The following is a 16,557-nucleotide window of genomic DNA, read 5'->3' as shown; positions in this document are numbered from 1 at the left end:
TATTTTTTTAAAACATATGAAATCAGAAAATCAAAAATTAAGCGTGCTTGAAAAAGTTGGATATGGTTCTGGGGACGCCGCTGTAAATGTGGTGATATCATCCATGTTCCTTATTATTACTTTTTTCTATACCGATGTATTTGGATTAAAGCCAAAGGATATGGCGGTTTTGTTTCTGCTGGTAAGGCTTATTGATGCCATTACCGATCCATTAATGGGACTTATTACCGATAAAGTATCAACCAAATGGGGGCGGTATAGACATTATTTCTTGTTTTTAGCCGTGCCTTTTGGGATTTCAGTTTTCCTAACCTTTTCTACACCAGATTTCGATTATGCAGGTAAAATGATTTATGCTTATGTAACCTACATATTTGTAACCATCATGTTTACTTCGGTAACCATACCCTATATTTCTTTAATTGGTGTTTTAACTAGCGACCCTAAAGAGCGGTTATCTGCGAATGGTTATCGTCTATTTTTTGCTAAAATTGCGGCGTTTTTAGTGTCGATTGTGGTACCCATTTTAGCTGAAAAACTAGGTAAAGATGATATAGGCAAGGGGTATCAACTGGCTATGGGTATTATGGCATTATTGGGCACAGCATTATTGCTATTTTGTTTTTTTACCACTAAGGAACGTGTAGCGCATAAAGTTGAAGATAAACCTTTAAAAGAACAGTTTAAACTGCTCATTAAAAATGGGCAATGGACTTTATTGTTTGGGGTTTGTTTTTTTGGTACCGTTGGTTATGTTATTCGTAACTCGGTTGCCATTTTTTATGCTAAATATTTTTTAGGTGGCGATGCGAGCGTACAATCTACTTTTATGGCAACAGGGGTTACAGCAGCCATTTTGGCCATGCCGGCCTCTACGTACATAACAAAGCGATATTGTAAAGTAAAATTGTTTAGATGGTCCCAATTAGCCGTTGGAGTTATTAGCTTAATAATGTTACTTTTTGTAAAACCAGGCGATATCATGATTGCTTACGTTTTGTATTTTATCTTATCGTTTGTGGTGGATTTACATGCACCCGTTTTTTGGTCGGCTATTGCAGAAGCGGTTGATTACGGTCATGCAGAATCAGGGAAACGTGTATCGGGCTTGTCTTTTGGAGGGATTTCTTTCGCTCAAAAATTTGGAATGGGCATCGCAGGTGCTGTGGTAGGGTATTTATTAGACTTTTTTGAATATGTACCAAAAGCAGATACACAAAGTGATTATGCGCTTTGGGGAATTGCGTTAATGTTAACAGTTATCCCAGGAATATTTCACGTGATTATGGGCGGATTAATGTTTCGTTACAAAATTACAGACACCTACTATGAGACTATAAAAACGAAATTAAACATATAAAATGGATACTACTCGAAACAACAACCCTGTCGTTGAGCAACGTGCCGATCCGTTTATTTACAAACATACAGATGGGTATTACTATTTTACAGGATCGCTGCCTGCTTACGATGCTATAGAACTTAGAAGGTCTAAAACTTTAAATGGCTTGCAAGATGCCGAAACGTTTATAATTTGGGAAAAACATGAAACAGGACCCATGAGTAAGCATGTTTGGGCACCAGAAATACATTATTTGGATGGTAAATGGTACATTTATTTTGCTGCCAGTGAGGTCGATGATATCTGGAAATTACGTCCGTATGTTTTAGAATGTAAAGGTCAAGATCCTTTAAATGATGACTGGATAGAGCTAGGACAAATGCAAGCGGCAGATGGCGATAATAAAACCTTTGTCGATTTTTCTTTGGATGGTACTGTGTTTGAAAATGCGGGTAAACGCTATTTTTGCTGGGCAGAAAAGACCGGGGGGCAATTCGCTGCTTCAAATTTGTATTTAGCAGAAATGGAATCGCCTATTAAATTAAAAACAGCGCAATTCATGCTAACAACGCCAGATTACGATTGGGAGCGTGTTGATTTTTGGGTGAATGAAGGCCCTGCTGTTATAAAAAATAAAGGAAAGATTTATATAACCTTTTCGGCAAGTGCAACAGGAGCTTGCTATTGCATGGGCTTAATGGAAGCCGATGAAAATGCCGATTTATTGGACCGAAATTCTTGGTCAAAATCAAGATACCCTGTGCTTCAGTCCGACTATAATAAAAACATCTACGGTGCTGGACATAACAGTTTTACCCTAGCCGAGGATGGTACGCCAATTTGTGTTTACCACGCTAGAGATTATGAAAAAATAGAAGGAGACCCCTTATACGATCCCAATAGGCACGCTAGAATTATGGAAGTGACATTTGATAATACAGGAAAACCCATTTTTCAGTTTTATTGAATCGTTGATTTAACATATTAAATTAAATCGAGTGCAAATATTAAGTTGGAAGAACTTAAGAATATTGTCATATACAAAAACACAAGTGTAAAAAAAACATTTGTTTCAAATTATCGTTTATATTTGTAACGTAGCAAAGGAAAAAAGATATGAAAACATACGTAATAGGCTTAGATTATGGCTCCGATTCTGTAAGAGCCGTTTTAATAGATACTCAAAATGGTGCCGAATTGGCATCGGAAGTTTACTGGTACCCAAGATGGAAAGCACAGCAATATTGCAACCCTAGTGAGAACTTGTTTAGGCAACATCCATTAGATCATATTGAAGGTTTAGAGCACACCATAACTTCAGTTGTCAAGCAAAGTGAAGTAAACCCAGAAACCGTTGTGGGGATCTGTATCGATACCACGGGTTCGTCACCAATGCCATTAAATGAAGCCGGGGTGCCCTTAGCTTTGGTTGATGGTTTTAAAGAAAACCCAAATGCCATGATGGTGCTTTGGAAAGATCATACCTCGGTAAATGAAGCCAATGAGATTAATGAATTGGCTAGATCTTGGGGAGGTGAAGATTATACAAAATATGAAGGCGGTATTTATTCTTCAGAATGGTTTTGGGCAAAAATATTACACATTGCGAGAGAAGATAAAGCCATTAAGAATGCTGCTTATACTTGGATGGAACATTGCGATTTTATCACCTATTTATTAGCCGATAATAAGGATTTAAAAAGCTTTAAAAGAAGCCGTTGTGCAGCAGGACATAAAGCCATGTGGCACGAAAGCTGGGGAGGTTTACCTGCTAAAGAATTCCTATTTAAATTGGATCCGTATTTATCAGATTTAAGAGACCGTTTGTATGATGATACGTTTACTTCTAATGAAACCGCTGGACATTTAAATGAAGCTTGGGCTACAAAATTAGGCTTGACTACAAAATGTGTGATTGCTGTAGGTACCTTCGATGCACATTCTGGAGCTGTGGGTGCCAAAGTAGATAACAATACTTTAGTGCGTGTTATGGGAACTTCAACCTGCGATATAATGGTCTCTTCGTATGAGACACTGGGCGATATCTGTGTGAAAGGAATTTGCGGCCAAGTTGATGGTTCGGTAATTCCTGGCATGATTGGTTTAGAGGCAGGACAATCTGCATTTGGAGATGTATTGGCTTGGTTTAAAGGTATCTTGTATTGGCCAATAGATAATTTGGTTTTGACTTCAGCCATATTGACCGACGATCAAAAGCAGAAACTTCAAGAAGAACTGGATGCTAAATTCATTAGAACTTTAGCTGAACAAGCTGAAAAAATACCACATGCTGTAGCAGTACCTATGGCATTAGATTGGGTTAACGGAAGGCGCACGCCCGATGCCAATCAAGAGCTTAAGGCTGCATTATCAGGGCTGTCATTAGGGACTAAAGCACCGCATGTTTTTAAAGCTTTAGTAAATGCCATTTGTTTTGGTTCTAAAATGATTGTAGATCGATTTGAAAGCGAAGGCGTGAAAATAGAATCTGTTATTGGTATTGGCGGTGTGGCTAGAAAGTCGCCATTCATCATGCAAACTTTAGCCAATGTATTAAATAGACCTATAAAAGTTGCCGAATCCGATCAAGCACCCGCTTTAGGAGCCGCTATTTATGCCGCTGTTGCCTCTGGTATTTATAAAGATGTCATTGAAGCTAGTAAGGTTATGGGAAGCGATTTTGAAGCTGAATATTATCCTAAAGCTAATGAATTTGAAACTTATGCTGCCTTAATGGAATCGTATAAGGAATTGGCAGAATTTGTTGAAAAAACGATTAAAAAGTAAAATTATGAGTTCTAAATATAAATTACTTAAGGAAGAATGCTACGAAGCGAATATGCAATTAAATGCTTTGAATTTAGTCGTGTATACTTTTGGAAACGTAAGTGCGGTTGATAGAGAAAATGGTGTTTTTGCTATTAAACCAAGTGGTGTTGCCTACGAGGTTTTAAAACCAGAGGATATCGTGATTGTCGATTTTGATAATAATATTATTGAAGGGGCAATGAGGCCTTCTTCAGATACCAAAACACACGCATATTTGTATAAAAATTGGGCAGAAATTGGAGGTATTGCGCATACACATGCGACCTATTCTGTGGCTTGGGCACAATCGCAATTAGACATTCCCATTTTTGGTACTACGCATGCCGATCATTTAACGGCCGATATTCCTTGTGCGCCACCCATGCGGGACGACCTTATTGAAGGGAATTACGAGCACAATACGGGCATTCAAATTTTAGAGTGTTTTAAAGATAAACAGCTTTCTTATAAAGAAGTAGAAATGATACTTATTGGTAATCATGGCCCTTTTGCTTGGGGAAAAAATGCAGCAAAGGCTGTTTATAATAGTAAAGTATTGGAGGTCGTTGCAGAAATGGCTTATTTAACAAGACAAATTAATCCCAATGCCCCAAGATTAAAAGATTCATTAATTAAAAAACATTATGAACGTAAGCACGGTGCAAACTCATATTACGGTCAGTAACAATAAAAAAAATAGTCAAAAATGATAGATATTTCTAAAAAGGAAGTTTGGTTTATAACTGGAAGTCAGGATTTATATGGTCCAGAAACTTTAACTCAAGTGGCCAAAAATTCAACCATTATAGCAGAAGCTTTAAATGACTCTAAAGCAATTCCTGTTCAAATTATTTTTAAGCCAACAGTAAAATCTTCTGAAGAAATTTACGAAACCTTAACCGCTGCAAATCAAGAAAAAAATTGCATAGGAATCATCACTTGGATGCATACCTTCTCTCCGGCAAAAATGTGGATTCGCGGACTTACGGCACTTCAAAAACCCATGTTGCATTTACATACTCAGTTTAATCGCGATATTCCTTGGGGAACCATCGATATGGATTTCATGAATTTAAATCAATCGGCGCATGGCGATCGCGAATTTGGATTTATGGTGAGTCGTTTGCGTAAAAATAGAAAAGTGGTTGTTGGCCATTGGTCTACAGATGCTGTACAAAAGAAAATCGGAGATTGGACGCGAGTTGCCGCTGGTTGGGATGATTGGCAAGGTGCAAAGTTTGCGCGTTTTGGAGATAATATGCGTTATGTTGCCGTAACCGATGGGGATAAAGTGGAAGCAGAAACAGTGTTTGGTTTTTCAGTAAACACGTATGCTGTAGGTGATTTAGCAGCCGTGATAAATAACATTTCCGATGATGCTATAAATGCACTAATTAAAGAATATGAAGCTTCTTATCACATGGCAGATTCTTTGTTAGAAGGCGGGAAAGACAGACAATCTCTTATAGAATCGGCACGTATAGAATTAGGACTGGAGAAGTTTTTAGTAGATGGAAATTTTAAAGGTTTTAGCGATACGTTTGAAGATTTACACGGTATTAAACAATTGCCAGGCATCGCCGTACAACGTCTTATGCAAAAAGGCTATGGTTTTGCTGGCGAAGGCGATTGGAAAACAGCAGCATTAACCCGTGCCATGAAAGTGATGGGATCTGGTTTAGAAGGCGGTAATGCTTTTATGGAAGACTACACTTATCATTTAGATCCAACAGCACCAAGAATTTTAGGGTCGCACATGCTAGAAGTCGATCCTGTTTTGGCAGCAAATAAACCAACCTGCGAAATTCATCCTTTAGGAATTGGCGGAAAAGCAGATCCTGTGCGTTTAGTTTTTAACGGAAGAGCAGGCACTTCACTTGTAGCTGGTTTAATGGATTTTGGAAATCGATTTAGATTATTAATCAATAAAACCATTGGAGAAGAAGTGGTAGAAGCCTTACCTAACTTACCAGTAGCTCGAGTAATGTGGAAACCATTACCAGATTTTGAAACAGCTTGTACGGCATGGATTTTAGGTGGCGGAGCGCATCATACCTGTTACAGTGAAAATATTTCGGTTGAACAGATGGAAGATTTTGCTGAAATGGCCAACATAGAATCCTTAGTTATTGATGAAAATACAACGCTAAGTAATTTTAAAATGGCTATTAAAACCAACGAAGCGTTTTATAATCATTAAATTGTTCACCAAACCAAATGACAGGAAAATGAAAATTTTAAAGACCAGTTTCTCTTGTGCTTTATTTTTATTAATGAGTATTGCAACGCTGAGTTGTAAAGAGACAAAAAAAGAACATGATAGTGACCAAAAAGAAATAGCAGTGAAAGCACATTTAACTATTGAAAAATCTAAATTTGGTGTGATGCCAGATAGTACAATTATAGATCAATTTACACTCAAAAACACTAATGGAGTTACATTGAATGTGATCACTTACGGAGGTAGAATTACTTCGTTAAAAGTGCCTAATAAAAATGGTGCCTTTGAAAATGTTGTTTTAGGTTTTGATAATTTAGAGGATTATTTAAAAGATAATCCTTTTTTTGGTGCGTTAATTGGTCGTTTTGGAAACCGTATTGCTAAAGGGAAATTTACTTTAAATGGAAATGAGTATACCTTAGCAACTAACGATGGGCCTAATCATTTACACGGTGGTGTTGATGGATTCGATCGTGTGGTTTGGACCGCAGAACCTATTGAAGATGAAGAGGAATCATCGTTAAAATTAACCTATTTAAGTAAAGATGGCGAAGAGGGGTATCCTGGAAACTTAGAGGTAACTGTGGTTTACACGCTTACTAAAGATAATGCTTTGGAGGTTTCTTATAAAGCTACGACCGATAAAGCTACCGTGGTAAATTTAACCCAGCATGCATATTTCAATTTAACAGGAGATTTTACCAAAGACATTTTAGATCATGAAGTGGTGATTAATGCTGATGCTTATTTGCCTGTTGATGCGACTTTAATCCCAACAGGAGTGATTAAAAATGTTGAAGGAACACCTTTCGATTTTAGAAAAGCTAAAACCATAGGAAAAGACATTACTACGCAAAATGAGCAATTAATCTTAGGAAAAGGTTACGACCATTGTTGGGTGCTAAATGGCGAAAAAGATAGCATGAGACAAGTGGCTTCAGCTTACGATAAAGCAAGTGGTCGCCTTATGGAAATTTATACTGATGAGCCTGGAATTCAATTTTATACGGGAAACTTTTTAGATGGCACCTTACCAATGCCTGAAGGAGGAACTTATGGACACAGAACAGGTTTTTGTTTAGAAACGCAACACTTTCCAGATGCGCCTAATCAAAAAAACTTTCCTTCGGTGGTTTTAAATCCTGGAGAAACTTATACAACAAAAACGACTTTTAAGTTTATTGTGAAATAAGAATACCGTAGTATTGTTTACATAACTATTTTATACTAACTAAACACATTAATTATGGATATTATTTCTTTTGTTGCCTTTACTTTATTGGTGGCAGTAATCGCATGGTGGTCTACACGAAAGACAGATGAAACGTCTTCCGATGGTTACTTTTTAGGCGGACGAAGTCTAACAGGCCCTGTAATCGCAGGGTCATTGTTGCTTACTAACCTGTCTACCGAGCAAATTGTAGGAATGAACGGTGTGTCTTTTAGAGACGGAATACCTATTATGGCTTACGAAGTTGTAGCGGCTATTGCCATGGTTTTTACAGCATTTGTATTACTTCCAAAATATTTAAAAAGTGGTATAGCAACCATTCCGCAGTTTTTAGAAAATAGGTATGGGAAATCAACTAAAACCATTGTTTCTTTACTTTTTCTTTTAGGATATGCTATTTCAATGTTGCCAACGGTGCTTTATTCTGGCGCCTTAGCGATAAATACCATGTTCGATATTCCTGAAAAGTTAGGTATGAATCCAGAACCAGCACTTTGGGTTACCGTTTGGGCTATTGGTATTATAGGTAGTATCTATGCCATTTTTGGGGGATTGAAAGCTGTTGCTGTATCCGATTCTATTAATGCGGTTGGTTTGATTATTGGTGGTTCGTTAATTCCCATTTTTGGTTTAATGAAAATTGGAGATGGTAATGTTTTAACAGGCTTAAAAACATTAACCACAGCGCTTCCTGAAAAGTTTGATATTATAGGAGGACCAGATTCCGATGTGCCATTTTGGACCCTTTTTACGGGAATGATTATTGTAAATTTTTATTACTGGGGCACCAATCAAGCTATTATTCAAAGAGCGCTTGGTGCTAAAAACTTAAAAGAAGGTCAGAAAGGGCTTTTAATAGCCGCTTTTATAAAAATATTAGGACCTTTTATAGTGGTACTACCAGGAATTATTGCGTTTTATATTTTTAATGGCGATTTAGCCAATGCAGATGAAGCCTATCCTATGGTGGTTAAAGCCGTACTTCCCGTTGCGTTTATCGGTTTTTTTGCTGCTGTATTATTCGGCGCTATTTTAAGTTCGTTTAATAGTGCATTAAATAGTTCGGTAACCTTATTCGGACTTGATTTTTACAAAGAATACATCAATAAAAATGCCTCAGAAATTCAGGTTGTTAAAGCAGGAAAAACCTTTGGTATTATACTAGCCCTATTTTCTATGGGCATTGCGCCATTACTTTATGGGGTACAGGGAGGAATTTTTACCTATTTACAAGAATTAAATGGTACACATAGTGTCCCTATTTTGGCTATTGTCATAGTAGGGATATTTTCTAAACGTGTTTCTGGAAAAGCAGCTAATATTGCTATATTGTTTAGTGTGGTAACCTATTTAGTCACACTTTATGTAATTAAACCAAATATTAGCTTCTTGCATTTAATGGGGATTTTATTTGTGTTAACAATCATTATTATGTTTGTAGTAAGTCATTTTGTGCCTAGAGAAACAGATTATAAACAAGAGTATACAAAGCAAGTAGATATCACGCCTTGGCAATATGTTAAACCTGTTGGTTATTTAGTTGTTGCCGCAGTAATTGGGCTATATATTTATTTATCTTAAGTAGAAAACTTATAAATCTAAAAGGTCTTAAAAGTTAAAACAATCGTCAATAAATTCAGATGACGTAAATTTTACTTTTAAGACCTTTTTTTTGTTTAAAATTTCATCACAAAGCCGCCATGTGCTTGCATGTTTATAGACATATTAGCGCTTGGTTCTAAAGTGGTTTGGCTAAAACCATTGTTATCATTATCAGTAATTATAAAACCCTTTTCTTTAGTAATAAATGATAAATCTATAGAGATTTTTTTGACTGTGTTTTCTCCATTTATTCCAGTAATAAACCAGCTATCACCTTTCTTTCTAGCCATGATTACATACTTACCAGGATATCCTGCAATAAATTTCGACTCGTCCCAGTTGGCTGGAATGGCTTTTATATAATCGCGAACAAATTGCGGCTGTTTTTCCATGCCTTCTGGAATTTCGGCAATATGCTGAATTCCAGATAAGAATAGTGTAGGTAAAGCCAATTCGAATGCTGGTGTCGTTTTTCTAGTGATATTAGGGATAGAATCTAAAACCATTGGGGTGAAATCCATGGGATCGAAAGCATTACGAGCAAAAGGTAACATGGCACAGTGGCTGGGTTGTAAATCGGCATTTTCCTGAACAAACGTGATAAATTCTTCACCTTTAATCGCTTCAACAGTTACTAAATGCGGATAGGTGCGTTGCCAACCTCTAGGTAGTGTTGCGCCGTGAAAATTAACCATTAATTTATGGGCTGCAGCATCTTTTAAAATGTCATGATAATAAGCAATCATAGATTGTCCGTCACCACCAAAAAAGTCGATTTTAACACCAGAAACACCTATATCATTTAGCTTTTTGAATTCGCTTACACGATCTTCATGGGTTAATAATTTACCTTTAGGATGGTATGGCGTGGAATTCCATGAACCTGAAGAATTGTACCAAACGTTTATTTTTACATTTTTGGTAGCTGCATAATCAACAAGGTTTTTCATTTTTTCAAAACCAATTTTTGTGTCCCAATCGGCATCAATAAGGCAAAAAGGCCACTTCATATCCGAAGCGTAATCAATAAATTTCATGGAAGTTTCAAAAGTGGTAAAATCATCTTTCAATAACACCCAACTCCATGAACTTAAACCTGTTTCAATAAATGAGGTATCCATATCGATTGCTTTTTCAGCTAAATCGGTACCCAAAGTGCTTTCTGTAATTGTTTTTAAGTCACCAATTGCAATGATACGCCACGGGGTAAACCAAGGTAATTTAGACTCAGGGTTTAATGCGCCATTAGGGAAAATTTCTTCGGTTTGCGGAAAAGTAACTTGTAATGCATGCGCTTTGGTATTGTATTTTAGTCGTGTACCGCAGTAGGTTTTTCCTAGAGCTGCCTCCGAAACTAACAACCAAGTATCTGCCGTGTTAAATAGGGCAGGGTAAACCCAACCTTCACCAATTGGAGAGGGCGTGTTTACCGGAATTTCCATCAAATAATTTTCTTCGTAAGACGGATTGGTTTCACTCCAGCCTGTTTTTGCTTTCGACATAGGTTGTAACCACGATTTTGTTTGTGTACTAAAATTATAGGTGGTTTTTTCTTCAACAATTTTTTTTATTTCTGAAGAATTTTCAGGAAAATGATAGCGAAAAGCAACACCGTTTTCAGAGATTTGGAAAATAATATCGATACGATTTCCTAAATCATTTTTTAATTGTGCCTTGTATTCGTTTGCCGAATAAGACCTGTTTTTACGTTTTCCTTGAAGCATCGTATAATGGTCTGTGACTGGTTTAGGACTAGAAACTGAAATGATTTCAAGATTGTTGTAAAAGGAAGCATCTTCTCTTATGATGCCCAAAAGAGATGAATCAATGACTGTTTTGTTTTGATAAAGCACCTTATAGCTTGCAGCTTTTTCTGCGTTGAGCTTAAATTCAACCGAAATACTTTTTGAAGGATTTTCAAAAAAATGTTCTTTTTTTTCTGCAGAACATGAGCAGAGCATAACCATTAAAACAGTTAGAATAGTGTAGTTTTTCATATTTAAGTGTTTATTTTACACTTGTAAAAATATGAAAAATAATATGGCTTTTAAAATTTAAGCTAATTAATTGATTGTCTAGAGTTTGGGATAGCTATTTCTTGTAGTGTAGCTGAATGATTTTATAAATTAATGAGATAACCACTGTGAATTTTCATTTCATAATGATTTTAAAGGTTGGTTTATTGAGATATACAATGGTTTACTAATGTAGTATGCTAGTTTTCGAGAATTATACTATGCTCACTTTGTGTTGTAATATGATTGTAAAACATAAAAGGCTTTTTTCTTAATTCCTTTTTCTGAAATTAAACCTTTTCTATTCCAGCCATCTTGAATATCTGGTAATTGCCTAAGTGGAGACATGAAATCGGCAAGAATCCAAGGAGTCATTCCTGCCAACCCATCTATACGATCGAAGATCGCAATATTTTCTTTATATAAATATTCTTGGTATTCTTCACTCCACCTAGTAAGCTTGTCGGCATAAAAACCTTGTAATGCACCTCCACCAAATTCACTTACTATTATAGGTTTATTTGTACTTGATGTAAATGTTTTTTTTCTGCATTCCTTAGGTAAGCCTCCGTACCACCCTAAATATTCATTAAAACTAACAATATCAAGATATTCCATTATTGGGTCGCTAATGCTGTAATTGTTTTCTGGATTACCATCTCCAGCCTGATCCTTTTTACATGCGGCACTTAATAAACGTGTACTGTCAATAGATTTTATATGCCCTGCTATGGCTCTTAAAAAATCATTTCTAGCGTCAGTTGGAATGGTTTCATTAGCGATTGACCAAATTATTGAGCTTGCTCTGTTATAATCACGATTTATAAGTTCTGTATATTGTTTTTTTGCTTTTTGAAGTACTTCAGGATTGTCCCACTCAATGCCCCAATACAATGGTAATTCTTCCCAGAGCATAATGCCCATTTCATCGGCTAATCTAACTATGTTTTCTTGATGCGGATAGTGTGCCAAGCGTATAAAGTTACAGCCTAATTCTTTTGCCCATTCTAACATTAATTTGGCATCCTCAATAGAGTTAGCTCGATCGCGTCGAAGTGGATTTTCGTCGTGAAGCGAAATGCCTTTTAAGAATACAGGTTTCCCATGTAATAGAATTTGTTTGACTTTTGTTTCAATGGATCTAAAACCTATTTTGTCGCTTATTTTTTCAGATTCAGTTTCAATGGAAACTTTGTAAAGCTTTGGCGTTTGTGGAGCCCATAGTTCTAAGGCTGCATTCAAGGTTCTAACGCAACAAACGTTGCTTTTTTTTGTATGAGTCTAAGCTACAATTTTTAGTTCTTTTATCATAACTTCATTAGGGGTTTTAAATCCAATAATTTTACGAGGTCTATTGTTTAATTTTTCTTGAATTTCGATGAATGTATTTAAGTCAATTTTGTTAAAATCTGTTCCTTTTGGGAGGTACCTTCTGATGAGTCCGTTAGTGTTTTCATTGGTGCCTCTTTCCCAAGAAGAATAGGGGTGTGCAAAGTAAATTTTCATACCTGTTTTCTTGGTAATTGTTTCGTGTCTTGCCATTTCAATTCCATTATCGTAGGTCATAGATTTTTTGAATATGGGATCTAGTTTGTTAAGTTCTTTAGAAAACATTTTAGCAATTTCCTTAGAGTTCCTGGCTTTTAGTTTGATAATTAATGTATATCTAGATTTGCGTTCTACGATAGTTCCAATAGCCGATTTTTGATCCTTCCCAATCATTAAATCTCCTTCCCAGTGTCCGATTTCATTTCTTAGGTTAATATGCTCGGGCCTTAGGTCTATACTGACTTGGTTTAATATTTTAGATCCTGTTCTGCGTCTTTTTTTAGAGGGTCTACGTCTTGTTTTTTTGCGTACGAGGAGTTTAATTAGTTTTTTATTTAAACTAGCTTGAGGCTTTGCATATATGTACCTATAAATTGATTCGTGAGAAATAGACATTATAGGATCATTTGGGAATTCTTCTTTTAGTCTTCCAGCAATTTGTTCAGGAGTCCATTGTGATAATAAGCCCCTATAGACATAAATTCGAAGTCTAGGGTACTTAGATATTTTATCAATATTTCTTTTGTTTAGGTAATCATCTTTGGCGCACCAATGAGCTAGTTCTGCTGAGTATTTATCTCTATCTGTTTGCACCCATTTATTAACTTCTCTTGTAACCGTAGATCGAGCTCTGTTAATGGTTATAGCGATGTATGATTTATTCTTTTTTTCAGTTAAAAGAGTCTCAATCTGTATTCTTTATTCTTTCTTTAAGGGTAAGTCTACCTGTTTTTTTTCGTACCATAATTACAAATCTATTAATTTAGATTTGTTGCGTTAAGTTCTTGAATACGGAATTTTAGGTCAGAATTACACACAACGGTCTCGGCTATGATTAGTACGGGAATAAAAAAGAAATTAACTTCCAATTAAACACTTAGCCAAAACTTTTTATTTTGTTTTATATTTTTTGTTCTAAAGCCAAATCAAAAGATTTGGCGGACATTACAAAAACATACTAAAATTTAGGTTAAGCACCTAACCCCGTATTAATTATAGCCATTGTTGTGAGCTGGCTTTATTTGTTTTTAATTCAGTTTCTACTTTTTTCTCAATTTTTTTTTGCTTGAAATCAAACCAATTTTGTCTAAAATTTGATTGGTCTACTTTACTTTTAAAATTCTGAAATGGCTTTTTGTTTTCCAATACTTTTCCCAATTCTGCCTTAAGATTTTGGTCAGTTAATTGTTGTACAAATAATTCCATAATTTTAAATGACTCAAAGCTTTCCAAAACAGCGAATTTTATAAAATCTGTTGTGTTATTTTCTATGCTTTTAAAATCCTGTTCAAAAGATTTTTTAAAGTCATCTTGGTCTGATACATAAGAAATCCCTGGAATAGATATAATTTCACTTGTTTTCACATTAAAATAGCAGTCGAATCCACAATCCAATTCCTGCGCAATATTTTTGATGATATTTTGTTTCAGATTATCCAAAAAAACAACCGTGTTTATCTTCTTTAATTACGTTAACTATTTTTTCTAAGTGTGTTGATTTTGGAAAAGGGTCATAAATTTCCCATTTCCCACTTGCTCGCATCCAATATAAATTCCATTCCTTTCTGGACTTATAAAATCTGATTTTAGCAAATTCAATATTTTCTATTTCTTCTGGATTGTTCCAAAAAGGTCTAATTTCATAAAGAATTACAACTTTTCCATCATAAGAATACCCAAAATCCAACTTTTTGCGGATTTCATTATCTTCAGGCCGTAATGATTCTATATATTTTTTTATTGTAGATTCATTTATATCGATTGCAGTATTTTTCATTTATTTCGGTTCTTTTTTCAACTTCTGACTAATGTAAAAATATGATCCTGAAAATCAGTAGTTTATAAATGTTCGATTTTCTCATATTTATTAAAATTCTTAGAGGCAATTTACTCAATTTTTCGTTAGCCAACATACCAAGGAATTTTTGGGTTTCTATGAGGGATTGCTCACGGTCTCGGCTATGAGTAGTTGCGTGAGTTAGCGGTTAATTTTGCAAATACATACCGGATTGAAAATCCGCAAGGATTTTCAGAAGTAGGCGAGAACAAGCAATTACTTATAGCCATTGTTAGCAAACGTTATTTTTTTTAAATGGATTTGGCTCGTTTTCTAAATGATGAACTAACTTCTCAAAATTCTCTTTAATTTCATGAGTATATTTATCTGGTTTTTTAATTGCATATTTTTCAATTAATATTTTTGTTTCTTTTTTGTATTCAAAATATCTTTCAGTTTGATTTCCCCATTTTAAAACAGCTAATTTCTTAAATAAATGCACAGGAAAACTACCACCAATAGGAATTTCACTTTGGTGTTCAAAAGGAACTGAGCCTACATATTCAGCTAAAAATTTAATATCTAAAAGTTTTGGAAAAATTTCTTTTTCGTGATATTCTAAACATTTTATAAATTCATTTATAAATTCAGTTAGTTGTTCTTCCGAATTTATTTCTTGTGAAAAATTATAGTTGGTTTTATAGAAACGTATTGAACTAAAATAAAAATTATTAGAGTAATAATTTTTTAATGGCTCAATTATTAAATTAGATATCTCCTTCTCAATCTTTTTTGATGAAAAAATTGAAAAACCTTCAAAAGTTAGTAGTCTAAGGTATTGAATCCTAATTCTAAATTCAACATTATAAATTTCATTTTTATTATTGTAAATAAGATAATCAGAATCTCCGTAGCTTGCAGTATATTTATCACTAATTTTGTCCAATATTAAAGACTCAAGTAATTTTTTATTTATTTCCATAGTTATAGTTTTATTACCCCTTCAAAATTTTGGTTACCATCACCATAAAGCTTATAAAATCCAGATATGGGTATTGCATCTCCTTGATTAATTTTGGTTGGTAACTCTTGGAAATTTATATCTAATCCTTTTGAATCTTTCGGTTTATACGATAAGTTTCCTTTAGTTACTTGATTTTTAGCGGCATTCTGTCCACTTGTTAGAGCAGTGGTTTCACTTAATTTTGCGTCAACGATTATCATATTTTCAATATCGTCAAATTCATCATATTTTATCCAAACTTGGTCGGCAATAAAATATTCTCCTTTAGCATTGCAAGGTGGACTTTTTCCTGGAATGCAAAATTGCATTTGGCTAATTAATTTTCTTTGGTCTATATCAGGAATTAATTCTTTCAGTTTTTCATATTCTCTGCCAGTTCTAGTTTTAACTTTGTTAAGCATAGCTATTTCAAAGTCAGTTCCTTTTTTTGTTACTGCTTTGAAAAATTCTGTTTTTTTGAAATTATTCCAGCTAGGTAATTCCTTAGCATATTCATAAGCTTTAAATGGATTTTCTTTTATTTGTTTCCATAAATAATAATCCTCTGGAAAGTCCCTCAAGTGTTCAAAAAGACCAGAATAATTGGGGTTTTTTAAATCTTTTCCTAAAGACTTTAATAACTCCAAATTAGTCCTAGTTGCAAAGTCTTGTCCACTTTCACGTAGAACTACCCATGCTTCTGTGACTTGGTCATATAATTTTTCATCAGAAGTTAACTGTCTAAATATTTTACTCTCACTTAAGTCTCTTGCATAATCATCTTTTAATGTACATTGCGCTCTAACATAGCTAAAAGATTGTACAGATAAAATTATTAATATTATAATTATTTTTTTTATCATAGTGGTGTTCAATGTTTGCTAACGGTCTCGTGTATGATTAGTGGCGTTATTTAGCACGGAATTTAACAAATAAAAACCGAATAGAATATTCCGCAGGAATATTCGTAAGCAAGCTCGACCTAGCCATTAATTATACACCTTGTTAGC

At 34.8% G+C, this 16,557-nt stretch carries 14 protein-coding genes; 7 read left to right on the top strand and 7 right to left on the bottom strand.

Features of this window, described 5'->3' with window-relative positions:
* Positions 1–16: 16 nt before the first annotated feature.
* The 7 genes from C1A40_RS16140 to C1A40_RS16110 all read left to right on the top strand — a co-directional run bounded on the left by C1A40_RS16140 (position 17) and on the right by C1A40_RS16110 (position 9,183).
* On the top strand, positions 17–1,360 hold the full coding sequence (locus tag C1A40_RS16140; protein ID WP_102996794.1) for an MFS transporter: 1,344 nt from the start codon (positions 17–19) through the stop codon (positions 1,358–1,360).
* Between the two features lies 1 nt (position 1,361).
* Positions 1,362–2,309, top strand: coding sequence for a family 43 glycosylhydrolase (locus C1A40_RS16135; RefSeq protein ID WP_102996793.1), 948 nt, complete (start codon positions 1,362–1,364; stop codon positions 2,307–2,309).
* 149 nt (positions 2,310–2,458) lie between these two features.
* Positions 2,459–4,129 (top strand): ribulokinase, encoded by a 1,671-nt coding sequence (locus C1A40_RS16130; RefSeq protein ID WP_102996792.1) that lies wholly within the window; start codon positions 2,459–2,461, stop codon positions 4,127–4,129.
* Between the two features lie 4 nt (positions 4,130–4,133).
* On the top strand, positions 4,134–4,835 hold the full coding sequence (locus C1A40_RS16125; RefSeq protein WP_102997246.1) for an L-ribulose-5-phosphate 4-epimerase: 702 nt from the start codon (positions 4,134–4,136) through the stop codon (positions 4,833–4,835).
* A gap of 21 nt (positions 4,836–4,856) precedes the next feature.
* Positions 4,857–6,350 carry an L-arabinose isomerase gene (gene araA / locus C1A40_RS16120; protein ID WP_102996791.1) on the top strand — a complete coding sequence of 498 codons (1,494 nt, stop codon included), beginning with the start codon at positions 4,857–4,859 and terminating at the stop codon, positions 6,348–6,350.
* 28 nt (positions 6,351–6,378) lie between these two features.
* A complete protein-coding gene (locus C1A40_RS16115) occupies positions 6,379–7,563 on the top strand; it encodes an aldose epimerase family protein (protein ID WP_102997245.1) in 1,185 nt (394 codons plus the stop codon).
* Positions 7,564–7,617: 54 nt separating this feature from the next.
* On the top strand, positions 7,618–9,183 hold the full coding sequence (locus C1A40_RS16110) for a solute:sodium symporter family transporter (protein ID WP_102996790.1): 1,566 nt from the start codon (positions 7,618–7,620) through the stop codon (positions 9,181–9,183).
* A gap of 95 nt (positions 9,184–9,278) precedes the next feature.
* On the opposite strand, the gene C1A40_RS16105 is transcribed toward C1A40_RS16110, so the two are convergent.
* The 7 genes from C1A40_RS16105 to C1A40_RS18600 form a co-directional block, all read right to left on the bottom strand.
* A complete protein-coding gene (locus C1A40_RS16105) occupies positions 9,279–11,201 on the bottom strand; it encodes a glycoside hydrolase family 97 protein (RefSeq protein ID WP_199287719.1) in 1,923 nt (640 codons plus the stop codon).
* 243 nt (positions 11,202–11,444) lie between these two features.
* Entirely contained in the window at positions 11,445–12,461 is a 1,017-nt protein-coding gene (locus tag C1A40_RS16100; RefSeq protein ID WP_102996789.1) for a glycoside hydrolase family 2 TIM barrel-domain containing protein, read from the bottom strand.
* 39 nt (positions 12,462–12,500) lie between these two features.
* A complete protein-coding gene (locus tag C1A40_RS16095; protein WP_422395613.1) occupies positions 12,501–13,463 on the bottom strand; it encodes an IS30 family transposase in 963 nt (320 codons plus the stop codon).
* A 297-nt stretch (positions 13,464–13,760) separates the two neighbouring features.
* Positions 13,761–14,207 carry a UPF0158 family protein gene (locus tag C1A40_RS16090; RefSeq protein ID WP_068605347.1) on the bottom strand — a complete coding sequence of 149 codons (447 nt, stop codon included), beginning with the start codon at positions 14,205–14,207 and terminating at the stop codon, positions 13,761–13,763.
* Positions 14,200–14,544 (bottom strand): DUF3024 domain-containing protein, encoded by a 345-nt coding sequence (locus tag C1A40_RS16085; RefSeq protein ID WP_068605345.1) that lies wholly within the window; start codon positions 14,542–14,544, stop codon positions 14,200–14,202. Before C1A40_RS16085 ends, C1A40_RS16090 begins: the two co-directional genes overlap by 8 nt.
* A 292-nt stretch (positions 14,545–14,836) precedes the next feature.
* Positions 14,837–15,526, bottom strand: a complete 690-nt coding sequence (locus C1A40_RS16080) for a hypothetical protein (RefSeq protein ID WP_102996787.1) — start codon at positions 15,524–15,526, stop codon at positions 14,837–14,839.
* Between the two features lie 2 nt (positions 15,527–15,528).
* On the bottom strand, positions 15,529–16,410 hold the full coding sequence (locus C1A40_RS18600) for a hypothetical protein (protein ID WP_241910441.1): 882 nt from the start codon (positions 16,408–16,410) through the stop codon (positions 15,529–15,531).
* Between the last annotated feature and the right edge of the window lie 147 nt (positions 16,411–16,557).

Origin of the sequence: Tamlana carrageenivorans (genome assembly GCF_002893765.1) — a bacterium.
GTDB lineage: Bacteria > Bacteroidota > Bacteroidia > Flavobacteriales > Flavobacteriaceae > Pseudotamlana > Pseudotamlana carrageenivorans.
This window is presented reverse-complemented; position numbering and strand designations above follow the sequence as displayed.

Coding starts and splice junctions, on each gene's coding strand:
- C1A40_RS16130 (WP_102996792.1), top strand. CDS start 2,459: ATGAAAACATACGTAATAGGCTTAGATTATGGCTCCGATTCTGTAAGA.
- C1A40_RS16105 (WP_199287719.1), bottom strand. CDS start 11,201: ATGAAAAACTACACTATTCTAACTGTTTTAATGGTTATGCTCTGCTCA.
- C1A40_RS18600 (WP_241910441.1), bottom strand. CDS start 16,410: ATGATAAAAAAAATAATTATAATATTAATAATTTTATCTGTACAATCT.
- C1A40_RS16135 (WP_102996793.1), top strand. CDS start 1,362: ATGGATACTACTCGAAACAACAACCCTGTCGTTGAGCAACGTGCCGAT.
- C1A40_RS16085 (WP_068605345.1), bottom strand. CDS start 14,544: ATGAAAAATACTGCAATCGATATAAATGAATCTACAATAAAAAAATAT.
- C1A40_RS16115 (WP_102997245.1), top strand. CDS start 6,379: ATGAAAATTTTAAAGACCAGTTTCTCTTGTGCTTTATTTTTATTAATG.
- araA (WP_102996791.1), top strand. CDS start 4,857: ATGATAGATATTTCTAAAAAGGAAGTTTGGTTTATAACTGGAAGTCAG.
- C1A40_RS16125 (WP_102997246.1), top strand. CDS start 4,134: ATGAGTTCTAAATATAAATTACTTAAGGAAGAATGCTACGAAGCGAAT.
- C1A40_RS16080 (WP_102996787.1), bottom strand. CDS start 15,526: ATGGAAATAAATAAAAAATTACTTGAGTCTTTAATATTGGACAAAATT.
- C1A40_RS16110 (WP_102996790.1), top strand. CDS start 7,618: ATGGATATTATTTCTTTTGTTGCCTTTACTTTATTGGTGGCAGTAATC.
- C1A40_RS16140 (WP_102996794.1), top strand. CDS start 17: ATGAAATCAGAAAATCAAAAATTAAGCGTGCTTGAAAAAGTTGGATAT.